We start from the raw sequence: 18,519 nt of genomic DNA, 5'->3' as shown, positions 1-18,519 counted from the left end.
AAATGATAGACACCACACTCCCGCGCTGTAAGTGGGCTCTTTCTTCACGCATCGAAATGCAGTATCACGACGAGGTGTGGGGAAACCCTGTTCACGATAGCCACCAGTTATTCAAGATGCTGATGCTTGAAGGACAACAAGCCGGATTGTCGTGGGTCACGATTTTGCGGAAGTGGAATGCACTATGCACGGCATACGATGATTTTGACCCCGAGAGGCTTGCACAATATGACGATGCAAAACGCGCTGAATTGGTAGCCAATCCCGGCATTATTCGTAACCGGTTAAAAATTGCGGCTGCAACAACGAATGCTTGTGCCTTTTTGACCATGCGCGACCAAGGTCTTGCGTTTGATACGTATTGTTGGGAGTTCGTGGATGGTACTCCGATTGTGAATCATTGGAAGGACCCAACCCAAGTGCCTTCGTTCACTCCCATTGCCCAGAAGATGAGCGAGGACCTCAAACGGCGAGGATTCAGCTTTGTTGGGCCTACGATTGTGTATGCATTTATGCAATCAACCGGCATGGTGAATGACCATATCCGTTCCTGTGCATTCCGAGGTACGGCTGAGTCGATCTGATCTCAGGTGAACACGGGATATCACACACCCCGTTCTCTGCGGTCGAATGCTGCACATTTGTTTAATCACCATGAACCTATGGAGCAATGGCCTGCTGAACAGCTGATATTCCAGGCTATTTCCTGAATCTATGGGGATATATATGGCAACGATTCATTTAACGTCGTGATGGTCTGCACGATTGTGCGTGCTCTTCGAGTAGGATACGTCTGACCATTAGATGAATGAGGCTGCTCCTGTGAGCGGCCTCATTTGTATTCGTGTTTTCTCCATGTTCCGGTTGAACTCAAATATGTAGCGCTGTGAGCATTTAGTATGAAAACAAATGAGCATTATCTCAGAAGAAAGATTGAAGTGATTAAAGCCAAAATAGTGGCTATAAAACACTTCATAGGGAGAACCTATAATCCTCGAAAAGGTGACTACCTAGCCAGATGGTGGCAAAGCATAATGGCTTTCGAATAAGGTTTCGTATCCTATTCTCTTAGCGGGCGTTGAAGTACTTGGCGTCAGGGTGATGCACAATAAAGGCATCGGTTGATTGCTCCGGGTGTAATTGGAAGGTGTCAGAAAGGGAGACCCCAATGCGTTCAGCCTCAAGGAGATCCATAGAAACGGCACGCATCTCAAGATCCGGGCAGGCCGCATAGCCGAAGGAATACCGTGACCCGCGATATCCCTGACGGAAAATCTCTTTCAGGGTGCTGGCATCATCACCATCAATACCCAGTTCCGTGCGTGCACGGGCATGGGCCATCTCAGCAAGCGCCTCAGCCATTTCAACACCTATGCCGTGTGTATATAAATAATCCGTGTATGCGTCTGCCTTGAATAGCTCAGCCGCACGTTCAGATACCGCATTCCCCATCGTTACGAGTTGAAACCCGATCACATCAGTGACCCCACGCTCAACTGGCTCAAAGAAATCTGCGATACAACGGCGACGGCCAGCAGTCTGCCGGGGAAACGTGAGGCGGTGGGCTGGTTCGGCGTCATCGGGATGCCGCCAGATCAAGACATCGTTCCCGTCAGATGCTGCGCGGAACCAACCATGAACCATCTCAGGAACCAGCCAGCCTTCGGTTCGTGCACGCGCAAGCACATCTCGTAGTGCCACTTCGCCCTGGTCAATATCCTTTGCCCCATACCCCCACTGGGTCCTAAACAAGGCGGTTTTATTGAGCCATTCAGCAATAGACGCTAAGGTCAGCCCGCGGGTAATTCGTGTACCCCAAAAAGGTGGTGTCGGGATCGTCGGTGCAGAAGGTACGGTACGTTCGATCACCTCATACAAGTCGCGTTCCTCACGTTTGACACCCACCGCTTTGACTCTGCTTTCAGCGATCTCGCGGCCCCAATTCTCCGGCACATTACCTGCTGCGAGTTCTTCCATAATTTGAAGGCCAGAGAAGGCATCCTTGCAATAAAACACAGGGCCTGGGTGTTCTGAACGCAAATCCTTTTCAACATAGGAACGATTCAACGCCGCCCCACCTAGCAGCACCGGAATACCGGCCATATTGGCGGCACGGAGTACTTCTAGGTCTTCACGCATCACCACGGTGGACTTCACTAATAGCCCACTCAAGCCAATCGCATCGGCGTTCGTTTCACGAACGGCAGCCATGATGGCATCAATAGGCTGTTTAATCCCGATATTGTGCACAATAAACCCGTTATTCGACAAAATAATGTCTACGAGGTTCTTACCAATATCGTGCACATCACCTTTTACCGTAGCGAGCACAATAGATGCCTTTGCTTTGGTATCAACCGCATCCATAAATGGTTCCAAATAGGCAACCGCCGCTTTCATCGTTTCTGCTGATTGCAGCACAAAGGGGAGCTGCATCTCACCGGACCCAAAGCGTTCACCCACAACTTTCATCCCCGCTAAGAGGTGTTCATTGATAATGTCCAGTGGGCTAATTCCAGCAGCCATCGCGGCATCTAAATCCTCATTGAGCCCTTCTCGTTCAGCATCGATGATGCGTGTTGCGAGACGCTCTTCAAGTGTCAACTCGGCCAGCCGAGCCGCCCCATCGTCGGCAACTTTGGCCCCTTCAAAGAGTTCAATTAGGTGCATTAAGGGGTCATAGTCCTCACCTGCGGTACCATCACGCCCAGCCGTTCCGCGCCGGTCAAAGATAAGGTCTTCACAGGTAATTCGTGCCTCATCATCAATACGGGCGAGCGGCAAAATCTTTGAGGCATGCACAATGGCTGAATCCAAACCGGCCTCTAAGCAGTGGTGTAAAAACACACTATTTAATACCTGGCGGGCCGCAGGGTTTAACCCGAAACTCACGTTTGAAAGACCGAGGGTTGTCAAACAGCCTGGAATCTCAGCTTTAACTCGGCGGATCGCTTCGAGCGTTTCCATGCCGTCTTTACGCAGGTCCTCCGCACCACTGCCGAGCGGGAACGTCAGTGTGTCAAAGATGAGGTCTTCAGCCCGTAATCCATGCTCATTAATCGCAATCTCAGCGATGCGTTTACAGACATCGACCTTCCAGTCAGCCGTTCGCGCCTGGCCGGTTTCATCGATAGCCAGGGCTATCACGGCATGACCCCACTTTTTAGCCAGCGGCAACAACACATCTGCCTTTGTGCGTCCATCTTCGAGGTTCACACTGTTGATGACCGCCCGACCAGCCATACGAATCAATGCGGCTTCAATGACATCTGTTTGGGTGGAGTCGATAACCAGGGGTAGCGTAGATGTGGTGGCCAATTGGTTGACCAGGGGCACCATATCGTCAACACCGTTGCGCCCTACATAGTCAACGCAAACGTCCAGGCTATTTGCCCCTTCAGCGGTTTGGGTCCGCGCGATTTTGAGCATTGCGTTCATATCTTCGGCTAAGAGATAGTCACGAAACGCCTTCGATCCGTTGGCATTCAACCGCTCACCAATAATATGAAAGCTGTTTTCTTGTTCCCATGGCACTGCCGAATACAAACTGGCAAGCCCTGGTTCAAATGTCACGGCTCGATCAGCCACTGGTTGCCGCTGGACGGCATCAACCACGGCCTTTAAGTGGGTTGGCGTTGTGCCACAACAGCCACCCACCATCTGCACACCGAGCTTGGTTACAAATTCATGGTGCGACGCCGCTAATTCCTCTGGAGTTAAGCGATAACACGTTTGGCCATTGATATTCTCTGGCAGCCCCGCGTTTGGTACCACCATGATTGGCAAGCGAGAGTGCTCACTCAAATAGCGAACGTGTTCGCGCATATCTTGCGGGCCAGTCGCACAGTTCAACCCAATAAGGTCGATACCCAACGCTTCGAGCGTATAGAGCGCCGCAGAGGTGTCAGACCCCAACAGCATCGTGTTGATATTGGCTTCGATAGTCACACTCACCGCAATAGGGACGGTGATACCCTCTGCGGCCATGGCTTCATGGCAGGCAACGACCGCCGATTTAGCTTGTAATAAATCAAACACCGTTTCGATAAGGAGCAGGTCGGCACCACCAGCCAAGAGGCCACGAGCCTGGCGGACATAGCCGTCAACCATTGTTTTCGTGGCAATAAAATCGAACTCATCACCTCGTTTGGCTAGTGACAGCGTCGGGCTTTTAGTACCTGGTCCCATCGAACCCACAACAAACCGTTCCCGTGAACGGTTGCTTGAACGGTATGCCTCATCACAGGCTTCGCGTGCAATAGCCGCACTGAGGCGGTTGAGTTCCTCAGTCTCCTTACCTAAGCCGTATTCATCAAGAACCCATGGCGCCCCACCAAAGGAGTCGGTTTCAACTGCGTCCACTCCGACCGCCAGGAACTCAAGGTGAAGATCACGGATCACATCAGGCCGGGTGCGAACGAGCACTTCGTTACACCCATCAAGCCCACCAAAATCAGCCTCGGTCAGTTCCTTCGTTTGCAAGGAAGCACCCATAGCTCCATCAAGGATGATAGGACCATCGTTAACCGTGTTGGCGAGGGCTTTTGCGAAATCTGGCATGGCACACCTTCAAAAAACAGAGAGCCGACCAGTCTTACAGGGAAACGGGCAGTCAACAGCGACTATTAGTGATTCACCCGTGCCCGTGCCCGTCCGCGTCCACGACGGGTCTTTTTCATATACATGGCCAGGTCAGCAAAGTGAACAACCTCATGAACATCTTCGCCTGCACCGGCTACGGCCGAACCTACTGAGGCACTAATGGTGAGTTCGCGGCCGTGCAAGGTGACGGTCTTACCAACCGCAGCTTCCAACTCCTTTGAAAACGAAGAGAGTTCCAGTGGGCGAGCTTCGGGGCGAATAATGGCAAACTCATCCCCGCCGTATCGGGCAACGACGTCGTCAGGTTGTGCGCACTTTAAAAGCTGCTGGGCCGTAAATTGCAAGACGGCGTCACCCAGGGCGTGCCCATACTCGTCGTTAATATCTTTGAAGTGGTTAAGGTCGATAAACCAGGCACTTGCCCCAACAGTTTTCAAGTTATCTAGGGACTGTGAAAGCCCGTAACGGTTTGATAACTGGGTTAGCGGGTCAGTTGTAGCAGAACGTTTGAGGCCGTCGTTGACCGTTTCGAGTTGGCGAGCTGATGAACGGTACTGCAAAAAGATGATGCCTGAGCTGAGTAACGACGCTCCACCAAGTATCCAACCCATATTGGGGGTGGGGAACCCACCAAAGATCAGTACTAAAACGGGTAAGGACATGACGGTCACATCGGCGCTGATTTGCCGTGTTTGGCGGTTTGGGTCTAACCGGAACAGCATGTCGATATGATCTGCGTTTGGTAGCCATACCACGAGCGAAATCAGCCACGCACTTGCTACGCCGAAGAATAGGGAGTAACGAACGAGATAGCTTGTGACCATCTCGGGCGTGTACACCGTGAGGTAGGTATGGGGCATCACACCCACCATGTCAAAGAAACTGAATAGCAGGATCGAAGCCATCATCAATCGAGCTGCAATCGTGGATCTGGCGTTATTGAGCACAGAGTCCGCTGCGAGAATGACGACGATGATGTCTTGGATTGAGTTTAGGACACGAATTTGCGGGAGCGTCAAGGACTCCACATCTAAAATCCGAAGCAGGCCGAAGGAAACAAATACGATTGCGATAGGGATAAATGTTTGGAGCTGAACACGTGCCTCACGGTTGTTCGTTGCCACGATGATGCCCAGTAAGGTAATCCACTGCAATTCAGAAAGACTAACGATAAGCCAAGTCGGCCAGTCGGTTGGGAAGCCCAAAAAGTTCAGTGAGACACCGGCCATCATTGTCAATGAACAGCACAAATTGAAAATTAAAAGCAGGATCACAAAGCGACGTTCTGCAAAGACCAGGTGGATGGTCAACGCCACGATACAGACCACATAGGCGAGTGCTGAGAAGTTAATCGACCAGGTCAGTGGAAGATAGACCGTGAAAGCAAGACTAACCACGATGGCGACAACCAACGCAACAAGAGCTGGACCAGATAGGCGCTGTTCAGCGAGTTGGAGGTTGGCCCGACGACGTTCTTGCATGTTACCCCCTCTCCGATACGGTTGGTTCGGGATTTAGGGGCGTTGTATTCACCCGAGCGGTTTCACGAGTCCGGGTGGTAGTAGATTTTGGTGCACGACCTTGTTTTTTCTGCTTCTTCAAGTACATCATGCGGTCGGCTTGCTCCGTGGCGGTCACAAAGTCCACCCCAGCATTGACCAAGGCGTATCCAATGGATGCATCCATTTTGAGCACAAGGCCGCCTTTAACCGTTATCGGTACTTGAATCGCGTCTCGGATACGGTCGCAGAACGTATCGGCGTCGTCAGCATCCATAATTGGACCGACAATCAAGAACTCGTCACCACCCCACCGGCATACAACATCTTCACAGCGAATGGAGTTCATGATCCGGCGAGATAGCACCTGGAGAACTTCATCACCAACGATGTGACCGTGCCGATCGTTGATTGGCTTAAATTGATCTAAGTCAATGAATGCAACCGTTGCTCCTGAATGGTTCTCATCCCAGTGTTTAGCGAGACCAGTGCGGTTTAAAGCGCCGGTCAAGGGGTCCGTGGCAAGCGCTACATGGAGCCGGTCACTGGTTTCCATTTCGCTTATCTGCAATACCCGGAACCGGCGAATAAAGAGGGCTGCTGCGATGATTGCAGAAACCGCAAGGACCCGGAAGGACGTGGCAGACAAGGAGAACATACCCATGATGGCGGTAAGTGGCAGGACCCAAATTGCCAGTTCTACGCTCCCGATCGAAGCTGCTGCTGAATTGAACCCAGATTTTTTACGATTGAACTCGCTGAGTGATATGGCTTCTCGTTGGGCGGTAATGCTCAAGGTCAGAAAGCTCAACCACAATACGGTAATGACACGCCCAGATGCCGTTTCCCAGGTAAGTCCTTCAACAAGATAGGAGACGGTTGGTAGCGCTTGGAAGAGTGTGCCAAACCAGTACCCTGACATAGTCAGCATGATGATGCTCGAAACCGGACCGATTGAATGCACGTAGTTGGAAGCGTCATAGGCGGTCAACCCGATTAGGAGTAAGCAAACAAGGTGCAACCATTTGATGGTGATCAATGCATCGGGGTTACCGCTCTCAAGTATGACCGCAATCGTGATTGACGAAACCATAATGAGCACTGGCATCGTGTTAGTGATCATGGCTGATAGGGTCCGGTGCGTTGTACTTGCAATCGTTAAAATCGCAGATACGTCAGCGGCCAGAATGAGCACGTTAATGATCAGGCTGGCTTGGGGGCCATACTGGATAGCAACCGTTAACCAAATTGGGAGTAACAAGGCACAGGCCATGGCGAAGAACCAGGTTGTTTTGTGCTCGGTTTCGTGAAGCAAAGACCCAAAGGATTCCAACGTCAAAAACAGACATATCCAAATAACGGTTTTGGACGCCCAAGTAGGCCCAAACCACGTAAATGCGGTAAGGACCGATGCCATCGCAGCAACTACTGCGATGGAAGGTACGTCGAATGACTCCTTAGCAAAGGGTTTGCTAAGCAGCGGTACCTTTAACCATGATGGCCAATTTGCCTGTTCCATACTCCTCGATTGCAACATCGAAGTCTTTCCTGCGGTCAGCTTGTCGTAACATTGTTCGGGTTTGACCGGGCAAAATATCTCCCGATCGGTAAATGGCGCGGAGTCGTAGATGGGGTGTGCTCTCTCGGTTTAATAACCGGCCCATGACGTTGACTACTTCGCGAAAGCAGTCAAACATGTCTCCATCGATACGCCCTGCGCTAAGTGCTTCTTCAGCAATACCTACTGGCATCATGACCAAAGCGGCCCCGGCATAAGCAGCCATCGCGAGATCGGCACTGACGACCGCACCGACAGACCCGTCATCAAGAATGAAATCACCTAATACAATTTCTTCTTGATCGGGACCAAACGGTATTCGGTCTTTTGTTTTTTCTACTGTGCACCCGCGCCCAAAGAGATCGCCAAAGATTTCTCTTACATCATCTTGTAGAGGCATAGGGATAGGGTCTTGTGCTTTCGCCATTATGTCCTCCCGAGCTACCGTGGATTTAGTATTCGGGTTAGTCCAGAGTTGCCATGATTTCTTTAAACCCATCGGCTGTAAACGGTTTGCCGATAGTGAAGTCAGCGCCGGCCTTAATCGCTTCAAGGCGACGGGCACCCGTTGATTCGGTGGTAATAAACCCAAAGGTCGTGTCTACCCCTAGGGCACGGACTTCTTTTAAGAATTGAAGACCATCCATATTGGGCATATTCCAGTCACTCAGAATGAGACTGAATGGACCTTCTTGCTTAACTTTTTCAAGCGCTTCAACACCGTCTTCAGCCTGAACGACTTCTGCATCAGCAAAGTCAGTTTGCTTCAGGGTTCGAGTCACGATCATGCGCATTGCTTTTGAGTCATCAACAACTAGTACCTTCATAGCATTTCTTTCGTTTGCGTTTAACTGGCTCGTTCAACAATTTCAACCAGAATGGGTTGATCGTTATTCCACATCCAAACGGTATTTGTGGTAATCGTTCCCGGGCTATTGACGCGATAGGCACCCGTAATTACGGTTGGCAAACTGAGATTGGCATCTCCAGTTAAATAGGCCTTCACTGAACCACCCAGCATGTTGGTAATCTCACCAAGTGCATCAGTGATTTCATCATCTGCGAGTTCTTCCGCGGGGATACCAAACATCATGGATGCAATCATTTGAGCCAGCTCTTCATTGACTTTGATGTTGATTGTGGCTTCATCTTGTCCATGAACATGGATAAGCCCGGTTCGCGTTTGAGCTGAAAACTCTGCCGGGTCACCTGGGTCAACATCGCCTTCAAAAAAGGATGCCCAAATAGTGTCAACAATTTCAACAATGTCATCGTCAGTACAAATCATCATTAACCTCTACACGCTCGATACCAGACCGTACGGCCAACCAGGTGACGTGAAAAGTCCATGTTTGGTACTCTGCGGGTCGTTTCTGCTCCACCTAGTGCAAGCCACCCATCATCGGCAAGATGTTCTCGTGCTTGACGAAGAATGCTTGCTTTTGTGTCATCTTCGAAATAAATAAGCACATTTCTTAGGAAAATCACATCAAAAGTTGGAAGGTCTTTCCATTCTTTTGCAAGGTTTAAGTGGGCGTACTTCACCATCTGCATTAATTCGTCTTTTACACGGAATCGTGCACCATGGCGGTCAAAATACTTAACAAGGAGACGGGCAGGCAGACCGCGATTAACTTCTAGCTGGCTGTACTCGCCTTTCTCTGCCTTGGCTAAAATAGATCGAGAAATATCTGTACCGATAATCTGAATATTCCAGTCGTTCAGTTCAGGAAAGTTCTCGCGGATCAACATTGCGATACTTAAGGGTTCTTGGCCCGATGAACAAGCCCCACTCCAAATCTGGAGGCGCTTTGTTGCTGAACGTGCCGGTATCAGTTCTGGTAGAACATTGTCGCGCAGACTATCAAATGGGTGAACATCACGAAAAAATGATGTTTCATTTGTTGTCATTGCGTCAACCAATTCTCCTGCCAGTGGAGAGGTTTGGTCTTGGCGAACTGCCTCAATGAGCTCAGCAATGTCATTAAAACCATATTGTCGAATAAGCGGCGTCATCCGACTGGATACCAAATACTCTTTTCCAGCGCTCAGTGATATCGCACACTCACGGCGCAAGAACTCACGAACCCACTCGTAGTCCCCTTGACTGACTTTGTTGTTAAGTCTCAGAGGGCTACTGGATGGGGCTGACGCCTCCATACTCATTTGCGATTCCTCGGGGTTGATAGCAAATCAACAACACGTGGTGCAATTTCATTCAGAGGAAGGATTTGATCGGCAAGATCAGCTTTCGCGACCATGCCGGGCATACCCCATACCACACTGCTGGCCTGGTCCTGAACGATGACATACCCGTCAACACTTTTAATAAGGCGTGAACCAGCTAAGCCATCGTTACCCATGCCGGTCAACATGACACCTAATACACGGGATCCAAAGTTCTCAACCGCAGATTCAAAGAGCGGGTCGACAGCAGGGCGGCATTCATTGACCGGTGGTGCTGTGTCCGTGGTTAATACGATGTTCTCTCCCTGGCGAGTTACATACATATGCTCTCCACCAGGGGCAAACCACACTTCTCCAGGTTTAACGACCTGACCGTTTGTTGCTTCACCCACTTTCACGGCGCTTTGGGCATCCAAACGTTCGGCAAGGAGGCGGGTAAACATTGCAGGCATATGCTGAACAATCAATACCGGTACCTCGAGATCTGCTGGTAACGCCGGCACAAACGTTTGCAAGGCTTGTGGGCCTCCCGTTGAAACACCCACCACCACAATTTCTGGTGCCCCATCACTTGTAACCGTTAACCACGAGTGGTCAGCATCTGGCACCGTTTGTTGCGCTGCCTTTGGCTCGGCATGAGGACGTATAGAAGGGTATGTCGTTGCTGAGGCTGCCAATGCTTTAATCATTGGAGCCAACTGCTTATTTATCTGGCCTGCTGTTGCCGCAAAGCTACCCGTATTCGACGGCTTCGTTACATAGTCATCTGCTCCAGCAGATAACGCATCCAATGTTGCACGCGCACCGCTTTCCGTGAGCGTTGAGAACATGATGATACGAGCTTTTGGAGCGGCTTTTTTGAGGAGTGGTAACGCTTCCATGCCGTTCATCACCGGCATCTCAATATCAAGGATGATGACTTGGGGCTGTAAGGTCCGGGCGAGTTCCACGCCTTCTTGACCGTTTTCGGCCTCACCAACAACTTCGATTAGCGGGTCTTGATTTAAGACACGACCAAGTAACCGACGAATCAGACTTGCGTCGTCAATTAACAACACCTTTACTGCGGAGGCCATAATCTCGTCCTAGGGATTTGCCGTTGGAACAGGATCGATCGGTAGTGAGAGCAACCGAAGTTTGTCTTCGATTACTTCAACGGTGATCGGTTTCATTGCGTACTCGTCTGCACCAGAACGTAAAGCACGTACCACGGTGCGTGGATCCGAATCACCAGTGACCATCAACAGTTTCATATGGTCATACTCACGATGTTCACGGATAGCTTCGATCATCGCGATCCCATTCATAATGGGCATGTTGTGGTCAATTAACGCCACATCATAGGCCCCATGCTCTTCCACTTTTTTTAGAGCTTCTTCACCATTGTGCGCAATATCACTTTCAAAGCCGAACCGAGAAAGTAACCGGCGCAATAGACTGCACATCGCTCGTGAATCATCTACCACAAGTGCGCGTTTCAAAGTATCTCCATGAGGTGAACGGAATTGATCGTGCCCATAAGTTCGGCACCGGAGCGTGGAACCTGAGTGTCGGTCAAGATCGTCCGTATGCGCTACCGTTTTGATGATGGCCGGGTTAATTCGCACATTAAGAACCTTGATTGGGCGAGGGAAGGACGAACCCTTTATCCCTACGTTTATTGACGAACCCGGCAAAGGGTATCGGGGTCCCACCCCGGCAAAGGCTGTTGCCAATGCGCCAGCCGTTGTGGACCCAACAGTCCAAGTACATGCCCCGGTTGATGGGACTGTTTTGGCATTGACCCAAGTACCGGACCCCACCATTGCTGAAACTTATTTTGGTGCTGGCCTTGCTGTGGATGCCGAATCTGGGCTTATCGTTGCACCAGTCGCTGGAAAGCTTCATTTACCATTTCCCACACTGCACGCATTCACCATCACGACCGAGACAGGTATAGACGTCCTTGTACATATCGGGGTGGATACGGTCCACCTCCCTCAAGGAACCTTTATCGCTGAGGTACAAGATGGTGACGACGTGGTGGTCGGGCAACCGATCATACGGTTTGACTTTGAGCGAGTGTGTGCCCAAGTTCAGTCATTAGCCACCTGTGTTCTTATCCAACACATCAGCGACCATGATGTAGAGGTACGGCCCAATGCGGGGAGTTTAGGTGTGTTTGCGGGTGACGATCTGTTCAGTCTCGAGGTTCGATGAGTCGTCAGTTTCATCAGGTGTAAAGGGTGGGAGATGATCACCTGAACGTACTGGTGCCGAGGGGTGGTATATCGGATCAGCAATATGCTCCAGCCAGGCCGCCATTACTTCGGTGTAGGTTTCTTCGGATTCGTTATACACCTCAACATGTTCAGCCTGGTCATCAATAACTGAGGTGACATGGTCTGCTTTTGAGAGCCGTAAGGCCGGCTCAGGACTCATCATCGTGTCTTTCATCCCGACAAAGAGCAGTGTTGGGAGGTTGCTCGTCTTAAAGGTATTGAGGTGATTGACAGTAATGACATGTTGTGGTCCGCGTACACCCATCCACCCCGATGTAGCCATCGTTAAAAAACGGTCTACCCCAGACGGCACTCCTGAACTATGAATAGCGGCCCGTAACGCGGCTGATCCACGAATAAGCGGTGAATCAAGAATGACTCCAGCGATACCAGATGGGTTGGAAACAAGGGCATCAGGGTCTGTTTTAGCCTTAGCTAACCAATATCCGATAAGGGATGCTCCTTGACTGGCGCCAAGCAGAATGACTCGTTTGGCGCCCGATTGTTGTGCATGGCGAATGGCCCAGTCCAGGTCCTCCCATTCCGTACTGCCCATGCGGCTGACCCCATCAGTGTGGGGTCCTCCCACTTGGTCATTGCGATAACTAATCGCCATAAACGGGAACCCACGGCTACAACTGATCGTCGCCATACGTAACAATTCTTCATGGACTGCAGAACGACCGTGGACGCCTATGACCCATGTGTCTGACTGTTGGGCTACCTGTGGTGCCGTCCATATTTTGGCAGGGGCAGTGCCATAAGGGGTTGGTACCGCTTCAAAACGCTCATTAAGGCCAGCTTCTTTAGCGCTGAACCATTGGTAGGTATAAAACCGAGCTCCGTAGGTACCTGGGGCTTCCTCTGGCCCAAACATACGGGTAACTGGCCGCTCACATCCACTCGTGCGTGAGGGATCTACCGGCTCGCTCAAGGGGCCAAGTCGATAGACAGAACGGGCTGTACGTATCCCTGTCAATGGAGTCCAAGATTTATGTACCCCAGGAAGAATGACGGTGCCGCGAGCTGTGAATTGCACGGTTGTATCTAACAAGGTTCGTGCCCGGGTAGGTGCAACAACTTGGGAGCGGATCACTTCTCCCAACACCATGCCGCTGGCAACTAATGCACCAGTTGTGATAGCCCCTGCAAGCGCGATACTCGATTGTCTACGGCGTTTGCCCATCATCTCCTACCCCTCAGATGGCGAAAAACTCGGCGGTGGGACCAGAACCTTTGCCAGGCTCACAAGCAGTTCGTCTTGGAGTGTTTCCGCTTCGCTCGCTGATGTGGTCTTATTGGCCATCATGGCAAGGGTCCAGACTCCGTTTTGGCGATCTTTGATGGCACCCACATAGGTGGATACATCGTCAAGGGTGCCGGTTTTTCCCATCCAACGGCCCTGTGCTGGTGTGTTTTTTAACCGGTTTGTCGTGGTGCCTGTTTCCCCCATGAGGGCCAAGGTTCCTAACCAGTCTGGGTCGGTATAACCCATGTGCAGGACAATCTGGGCAAGTTGCATGGCTGAAACTCGGTCATCACGACTTAATCCGGAACCGTCCTCCATCACCATATTGGCCGTATCAATACCGAGCTGTTCCATATGGTCAATAACGACGTTGGACGCAGATTTGAACGAACCGTCTCCACCTTCTTGAACGTCCAAGCGGCGAATCAACATATCCGCCATATGGTTGTCGCTTCGTAATGCCATCCAATCAACTAGTTGGCGGAGTGCGGGGCCTTGTACTGCGGTTACTTCTTTGGCATCAGAGGGCAGCGCATCCTCGGCACCAGGGAGGCCACCAACCATGACTCCGCGTGCAGACAAACTCTGGGTTAATGCGGCTGCGGCATCTTTTCGAGTGTCTGGACTTGCAATCGTTTGGAATGTTTCAGGTTCGGCGTTACCCACTTGAGTGGTGTGGTACACCGCCTTGTCAGTGGCACGTTCATCCGATGCGTTTTCATTTTTCGGGATGATGACGCGGCCACGATCAACGCTGAGGGCACGGATATAGGTAGCATTTTGTTCGCTGATATAGGAGTCTTTCCAACCCTTTGCGATTTGGTCACCGTGAAAGATGTTATCTACGCCGACTACGGATCCAGTGATGGACTTGATACCGGCTTTTTTTATGGCTTCGGCAATCGTCCCCATGCTCAGCGTGGGGCGAGGAGGGCGGACTTTCCAATCAATTGCCAGCTCGCTCATCAGTGATGGGTCACCATCGCCAACCAGAAAGAGGTCACCGTTCAGTACACCGTCGGGGGATAGATCGCCGCGAGCCATCAATCGCGTTGTGAAGTGATAGTCGGGACCAAACGTGTTCCAGAGCGCAGAGCCAGTTGCTACTTTGATTGCCGAAGCTGGTAATAAAGGTTCATCCTCGTTGAGGCCAACAATCATTCGGCCAGATGGGTCAATGAGGGCAACACTCACTTGGTCATGCTGAGGAAACCTTGCCAACGTGGGTGCAAGGGTTTTTCGGATGACCTCAACGGCGTTCGTATCAGCTGCTTTCCCTAACATAGGTGGGCGCACATCACGGCCGACCCGCGAGATGCCCTCGCTGTTGGGGTCGCTTGCTTGCCCTGGCTCCGGGGTAGCGGCTTGTTGTGCCGCCATTGAGGAAATGGGAGGTGCTGACTGAGGGGCGGTATAGGCGCTTACGGCATTAAGGCCTAATGCCAGACCGACGAGGCCTACGAGGCCAACACTCATAATCCACTCGATGATGGTTGCTGGGCCACGATAACGAGACGTGGGCGCGCTCGATTTACGAGTGAATCGACGAGGCTGTTGTGCACGAGGAGCACGACGACCATTGGGTTGAGGCGTTACATGCCTACCCACTTTTGATGTAGCCATCATCTACCCCCTTGCCTTCGGCTACAGGAAGTGTAATAGGCTGATCCGTCTCGCTTCATACACATGCTTGTGGCTCACGGTACCAAACGGGAGGCAAATAGTCGCCTAACTCCGGCTAATCCATTTGAACAGGCAAGCCTTACCTTAGGACATCAATGCGGTCTTGTTCGTACCAATGACCAACTCCTCCGGTTTGTTCTCCATTTTTATCCCTGGGAAACGAGGAGTGGGTTCGACAACGGGTCTGGGCGTCGTTTAGCGTTATCACTACCTACAGAAGGTGCGTTGGACTGAAGGGTATGAGAAGGAAGGTTTCTTAAGATGGGGCCGTTACATCTTGGGATTCGGTTAGCTGCAGTTGCTGGGGCAGGGTTCTTGGCAATGCGTACTGCAGCAGCCAATCAACAGAAAGAGAGTCTGGGAAGTGTCCTGTATAAGGACTATTTGTTGCTGATGGGTGGACGAGCTGAGACACAGCCAGATGTTGAAGCTGGATATGCTGACAGCACAACGACCTATGAGCTTCCCCCATTAGCATCGAGCTTGTTTGGTATCACCACCTATGACGGGTTATCAGACACCATCATTGCCGGTCATGAGCGTACCCATCCTGATTACACGATCTTCTATCTTCACGGGGGCGGGTATTGGAGTGATCCAGCGTTGTTGTACTACCCATTCTTTAACCGGATAGCTCGGGCCTTTAATGCTCATATTGTCATGCCCGTTTATCCCAAAGCACCAACCCACAGTGCACCGGAAATGCATGATATGGTATTCGCCCGCTATCAGTACCTCATTAATGAACGTGGGATTGACCCGCAATCTATCGTAGTGATGGGGGATTCGGCGGGGGGTGGTTTGGCCCTGTCATTACTTCAAATGCTACGAGACCGGAATGCACCTATGCCCAAAGCTGGGTTATTGATTTCGCCGTGGTTAGATATTTCTAACAGCAATGATGAGATGGATGCTATCCAACCAAGCGATCCCATGCTGAACCGTGAATTCCTCAGGATTCAAGGTACCTATGTAGCTGGTGAACGTGATACGAAAGACCCGTTGGTCAGTCCTATTTATGGCGATTTATCCGGCTTAGCGCCCATTACTGTTGTGAGTGCGACCCATGACATTTTGCACGCTGATGTCCGTCGGCTCGGAACCCTCGCCAAGGAACAAGAATTGCCCATTACCGTGCACACCTTCCCTGGATTGTTCCACTGTTTCCCCTGTGTCCCGATTCCCGAAAGTGACCAGGCACTCGGTATTTTCCTTGCTGCGGTCCGTGCATAGCTCAGAATGAAATCACCTTCACATTACGGTGTTGGGTTAGAAGTGGAAAAACGCGTCAGACCCAACACCTTAATTTCATTCACCGAGTGTTAGCGTGGCGACCGCTTCGATATGGGCAGTGTGGGCAAACATGTCAACCGGCGTGATGCGTTCAAGGTGGTAGCCAGCTTTGACCCAGCTTGCGAGGTCACGGGCAAGGGCAGCCACATCACAAGCCACATGGACCACCCGCTGAGGTGATGTGGCCGCGAGAAGCTGGATGGTTTCGTCACCGGCACCCGACCGTGGAGGGTCTAAGACCACTACCGCACCAGGAGGGCAATAACCGTTCTTAAGCCAGTCGGTGCAATCATCGTGATAGACCGTAACGCTCGTATCCGCCAGATTTGCCACCGCATCGTCGGTGGCGGTTTGTGAACTCTCCACACTGGTAACGTGTCTGGCCAGCCTTGCTAGGGGCAGCGTAAAGAGTCCAACACCGGCATATAAATCGACGACGTCATCATCTGGTTGGACCTGTGCAGCCTCAAGCACAACATCGACAAGGGTGGCTGCCGGACTCGGGCCAGATTGGAAGAAACTCCCTGCGCTGACTTGTAACGCAAAGGGCGGAACGCTGGACGGACTGATGGGCATGGTTACATGACCACTCCCTCGCATGATTGCTGGTTCGCCAACGGTGACGATGGCATAGGTATAGTCGCCATCGGGTGCGCTTGGAAGGCCGCCTTCGCCGGGGTACACCTCAACAAGATGCTCCGTATCGGTAGCAAGCAGGCGTAGCATCTCAGCACCAGCCCAATGGCCATCCATCGTTTCCACCAGGCGTAACAAACTTGGCGTGAATGTGACGCATCGATCAATAGGCACGATCTCATGGCTCTTATTGGCACTAAAACCAATGCGGCCATCATCAGTGAGTACCACCCGAGCAGTCGCTCGATAGCCTGTTGGCCATGCGGTTGGTGTGACTGGCTGATCAACAGGCGGATCAGCAATATGACCGATACGCTCAACTTGTTCAATAATGGTGCGGCGCTTTAATGCAAGCTGATGATTCGGGTCGATATAGGACAACACACACCCTGGGCATGTGCATGCCGGTGCCACACGGTGAGGACTCGATTCCAGGACATCAACAAGGTTTGCACGGGCAAATCGTTTTTGTTTCACCGTAACGTCTGCGCGAACCGTCTCTCCCGGAATGGTGCCGGCCACAAACACGGCACGGCCATCATTGAGATGTCCTACCCCTTCACCCCCGTGGGTCCAGCCGGTTATCTCAATATCTTGAATATCAGCGTTCGTCATTGCGCTCCATTGTGTGCCCTATCGCCAAGGCCCACTCCACACCAGGTGTAATCGACAGCTTGATTCCTTCTTGGGCAAATGCGTTCTCTACTTCTTGGGCACGTTGGTTAGAAATGCCACTCATAATTAACTGGCCATTGGGGCTGAGTAGACGTGCTAAGTCGTTTGCGATCTCCATTAACACGGGTGAGATCATATTGGCAACAACCACATCAAATGTGGGTGGTGTTGGTATTGAATCAGCGGAGCCTTGGGCACACATCATACGGGTATTGGGAAAGAGCCGTGGTTGATGGTCTGCAATGATGTCGCGGGCAATACGAACGGCGGTGGAGTCAATATCAACTGCCATCACCTCAGTTGCTCCAAGAGCGGCAGCAACCATTGCCAAAATGCCAGTTCCGGTGCCAATATCAGCCACACGTTTGCCGTTAAGATCTGTGTCTACGAGTGCTTGAATACAATGTGTGGTCGTTTCGTGGTGGCCAGTACCAAACGCCTGGCCGGGGTCAATAATGAAGCGAATATCACCGGATTGTGATGATATTTGCGCATCCAACCACGGGGGGACAATGAGTACGTGACCGATACGAACTGGCTCGATGCCGCGGCGCCATGCTTCATTCCAGTCGCGCTCAGGCTCAAAAACCCATTGCCCTGGTACTGGCATATTGGGGCGGTTGTCTTCAGTCCAATCCTGGGCGTACACAACCGTTGATTGAGATTCAAAATCGGTTTCTTCTGGTGTTTCTTCACGCCCCTCGCTGGCTCCTGGACGCAGAGTTGCGGCCTGGGAGAGCGCATCATAAGCAATGTCAGCCAGTAAGAGCGCAGTAGCAACTTCATCAATGTTAATTGGGGAATGAAAGGTCCAATACCCAGACGGGTGGTCTTCACCCCCGACAGGGGTGTTCGTATCGCTCATGAATGCACCTC

General features: G+C 51.5%; 16 protein-coding genes. 3 read left to right on the top strand and 13 right to left on the bottom strand.

Annotated elements, in window-relative coordinates:
- Positions 1–2 precede the first annotated feature (2 nt).
- The gene (locus VCU37_RS02525) at positions 3–584 is read left to right on the top strand and encodes a DNA-3-methyladenine glycosylase I (protein ID WP_336249058.1); all 582 of its coding nucleotides are present in this window, start codon (positions 3–5) and stop codon (positions 582–584) included.
- A 484-nt stretch (positions 585–1,068) separates the two neighbouring features.
- Here the strand turns inward: VCU37_RS02525 and metH are convergent, their stop codons facing one another.
- From metH to VCU37_RS02480, 9 genes are all read right to left on the bottom strand, one after another.
- The gene (metH, locus tag VCU37_RS02520) at positions 1,069–4,560 is read right to left on the bottom strand and encodes a methionine synthase (RefSeq protein ID WP_336249057.1); all 3,492 of its coding nucleotides are present in this window, start codon (positions 4,558–4,560) and stop codon (positions 1,069–1,071) included.
- A gap of 65 nt (positions 4,561–4,625) precedes the next feature.
- Positions 4,626–6,083 carry a GGDEF domain-containing protein gene (locus VCU37_RS02515; RefSeq protein WP_336249056.1) on the bottom strand — a complete coding sequence of 486 codons (1,458 nt, stop codon included), beginning with the start codon at positions 6,081–6,083 and terminating at the stop codon, positions 4,626–4,628.
- Position 6,084: 1 nt separating this feature from the next.
- Positions 6,085–7,620 carry a GGDEF domain-containing protein gene (locus tag VCU37_RS02510; protein WP_336249055.1) on the bottom strand — a complete coding sequence of 512 codons (1,536 nt, stop codon included), beginning with the start codon at positions 7,618–7,620 and terminating at the stop codon, positions 6,085–6,087.
- Positions 7,574–8,059, bottom strand: coding sequence for a hypothetical protein (locus VCU37_RS02505; protein ID WP_336249054.1), 486 nt, complete (start codon positions 8,057–8,059; stop codon positions 7,574–7,576). The genes VCU37_RS02510 and VCU37_RS02505 overlap by 47 nt, the downstream gene beginning before the upstream one ends.
- Positions 8,060–8,123: 64 nt before the next feature.
- On the bottom strand, positions 8,124–8,486 hold the full coding sequence (locus VCU37_RS02500; RefSeq protein WP_336249053.1) for a response regulator: 363 nt from the start codon (positions 8,484–8,486) through the stop codon (positions 8,124–8,126).
- Positions 8,487–8,506: 20 nt separating this feature from the next.
- Positions 8,507–8,947, bottom strand: coding sequence for a chemotaxis protein CheX (locus tag VCU37_RS02495; RefSeq protein ID WP_336249052.1), 441 nt, complete (start codon positions 8,945–8,947; stop codon positions 8,507–8,509).
- Between the two features lie 2 nt (positions 8,948–8,949).
- Positions 8,950–9,825, bottom strand: a complete 876-nt coding sequence (locus VCU37_RS02490; protein ID WP_336249051.1) for a CheR family methyltransferase — start codon at positions 9,823–9,825, stop codon at positions 8,950–8,952.
- Positions 9,822–10,922, bottom strand: coding sequence for a protein-glutamate methylesterase/protein-glutamine glutaminase (locus VCU37_RS02485; RefSeq protein WP_336249050.1), 1,101 nt, complete (start codon positions 10,920–10,922; stop codon positions 9,822–9,824). The genes VCU37_RS02490 and VCU37_RS02485 overlap by 4 nt, the downstream gene beginning before the upstream one ends.
- 9 nt (positions 10,923–10,931) lie before the next feature.
- On the bottom strand, positions 10,932–11,327 hold the full coding sequence (locus VCU37_RS02480) for a response regulator (RefSeq protein ID WP_336249049.1): 396 nt from the start codon (positions 11,325–11,327) through the stop codon (positions 10,932–10,934).
- A 106-nt stretch (positions 11,328–11,433) separates the two neighbouring features.
- On the opposite strand from VCU37_RS02480, the gene VCU37_RS02475 reads away from it, so the two are divergent.
- Positions 11,434–12,045 (top strand): PTS sugar transporter subunit IIA, encoded by a 612-nt coding sequence (locus tag VCU37_RS02475; RefSeq protein ID WP_336249048.1) that lies wholly within the window; start codon positions 11,434–11,436, stop codon positions 12,043–12,045.
- Here VCU37_RS02475 and VCU37_RS02470 read toward each other — a convergent pair.
- Positions 11,998–13,296, bottom strand: coding sequence for an alpha/beta hydrolase family protein (locus VCU37_RS02470; protein WP_336249047.1), 1,299 nt, complete (start codon positions 13,294–13,296; stop codon positions 11,998–12,000). The two genes, VCU37_RS02475 and VCU37_RS02470, sit on opposite strands and share 48 nt — an antisense overlap.
- Before the next feature lie 3 nt (positions 13,297–13,299).
- Complete coding sequence (dacB, locus tag VCU37_RS02465; protein ID WP_336249046.1) at positions 13,300–14,982, bottom strand: D-alanyl-D-alanine carboxypeptidase/D-alanyl-D-alanine endopeptidase; 1,683 nt, start codon at positions 14,980–14,982, stop codon at positions 13,300–13,302.
- A gap of 318 nt (positions 14,983–15,300) precedes the next feature.
- Between dacB and VCU37_RS02460 the strand changes: the two genes are divergently transcribed.
- Complete coding sequence (locus tag VCU37_RS02460) at positions 15,301–16,272, top strand: alpha/beta hydrolase (protein ID WP_336249045.1); 972 nt, start codon at positions 15,301–15,303, stop codon at positions 16,270–16,272.
- 75 nt (positions 16,273–16,347) lie between these two features.
- Here the strand turns inward: VCU37_RS02460 and VCU37_RS02455 are convergent, their stop codons facing one another.
- A complete protein-coding gene (locus tag VCU37_RS02455; RefSeq protein ID WP_336249044.1) occupies positions 16,348–17,583 on the bottom strand; it encodes a class I SAM-dependent RNA methyltransferase in 1,236 nt (411 codons plus the stop codon).
- Positions 17,570–18,508, bottom strand: coding sequence for a 50S ribosomal protein L11 methyltransferase (locus VCU37_RS02450; RefSeq protein ID WP_336249043.1), 939 nt, complete (start codon positions 18,506–18,508; stop codon positions 17,570–17,572). Before VCU37_RS02450 ends, VCU37_RS02455 begins: the two co-directional genes overlap by 14 nt.
- Between the last annotated feature and the right edge of the window lie 11 nt (positions 18,509–18,519).

The sequence above is a fragment of the Stomatohabitans albus genome, from assembly GCF_036336025.1.
In the GTDB taxonomy this organism is placed as follows: Bacteria; Actinomycetota; Nitriliruptoria; order Euzebyales; family Euzebyaceae; genus Stomatohabitans; species Stomatohabitans albus.
Note: the sequence above shows the minus strand (reverse complement) of the source record. Positions and strands in the feature narration are given on the sequence as shown.

Excerpts from the sequence above, each read along its gene's own strand:
- metH (WP_336249057.1), bottom strand. The coding sequence starts at position 4,560 with ATGCCAGATTTCGCAAAAGCCCTCGCCAACACGGTTAACGATGGTCCT.
- VCU37_RS02495 (WP_336249052.1), bottom strand. The coding sequence starts at position 8,947 with ATGATTTGTACTGACGATGACATTGTTGAAATTGTTGACACTATTTGG.
- VCU37_RS02450 (WP_336249043.1), bottom strand. The coding sequence starts at position 18,508 with ATGAGCGATACGAACACCCCTGTCGGGGGTGAAGACCACCCGTCTGGG.
- VCU37_RS02515 (WP_336249056.1), bottom strand. The coding sequence starts at position 6,083 with ATGCAAGAACGTCGTCGGGCCAACCTCCAACTCGCTGAACAGCGCCTA.
- VCU37_RS02510 (WP_336249055.1), bottom strand. The coding sequence starts at position 7,620 with ATGGAACAGGCAAATTGGCCATCATGGTTAAAGGTACCGCTGCTTAGC.
- VCU37_RS02485 (WP_336249050.1), bottom strand. The coding sequence starts at position 10,922 with ATGGCCTCCGCAGTAAAGGTGTTGTTAATTGACGACGCAAGTCTGATT.
- VCU37_RS02460 (WP_336249045.1), top strand. The coding sequence starts at position 15,301 with ATGGGGCCGTTACATCTTGGGATTCGGTTAGCTGCAGTTGCTGGGGCA.
- VCU37_RS02455 (WP_336249044.1), bottom strand. The coding sequence starts at position 17,583 with ATGACGAACGCTGATATTCAAGATATTGAGATAACCGGCTGGACCCAC.
- VCU37_RS02505 (WP_336249054.1), bottom strand. The coding sequence starts at position 8,059 with ATGCCTCTACAAGATGATGTAAGAGAAATCTTTGGCGATCTCTTTGGG.
- VCU37_RS02500 (WP_336249053.1), bottom strand. The coding sequence starts at position 8,486 with ATGAAGGTACTAGTTGTTGATGACTCAAAAGCAATGCGCATGATCGTG.
- dacB (WP_336249046.1), bottom strand. The coding sequence starts at position 14,982 with ATGATGGCTACATCAAAAGTGGGTAGGCATGTAACGCCTCAACCCAAT.
- VCU37_RS02470 (WP_336249047.1), bottom strand. The coding sequence starts at position 13,296 with ATGATGGGCAAACGCCGTAGACAATCGAGTATCGCGCTTGCAGGGGCT.
- VCU37_RS02475 (WP_336249048.1), top strand. The coding sequence starts at position 11,434 with ATGGCCGGGTTAATTCGCACATTAAGAACCTTGATTGGGCGAGGGAAG.
- VCU37_RS02525 (WP_336249058.1), top strand. The coding sequence starts at position 3 with ATGATAGACACCACACTCCCGCGCTGTAAGTGGGCTCTTTCTTCACGC.
- VCU37_RS02490 (WP_336249051.1), bottom strand. The coding sequence starts at position 9,825 with ATGAGTATGGAGGCGTCAGCCCCATCCAGTAGCCCTCTGAGACTTAAC.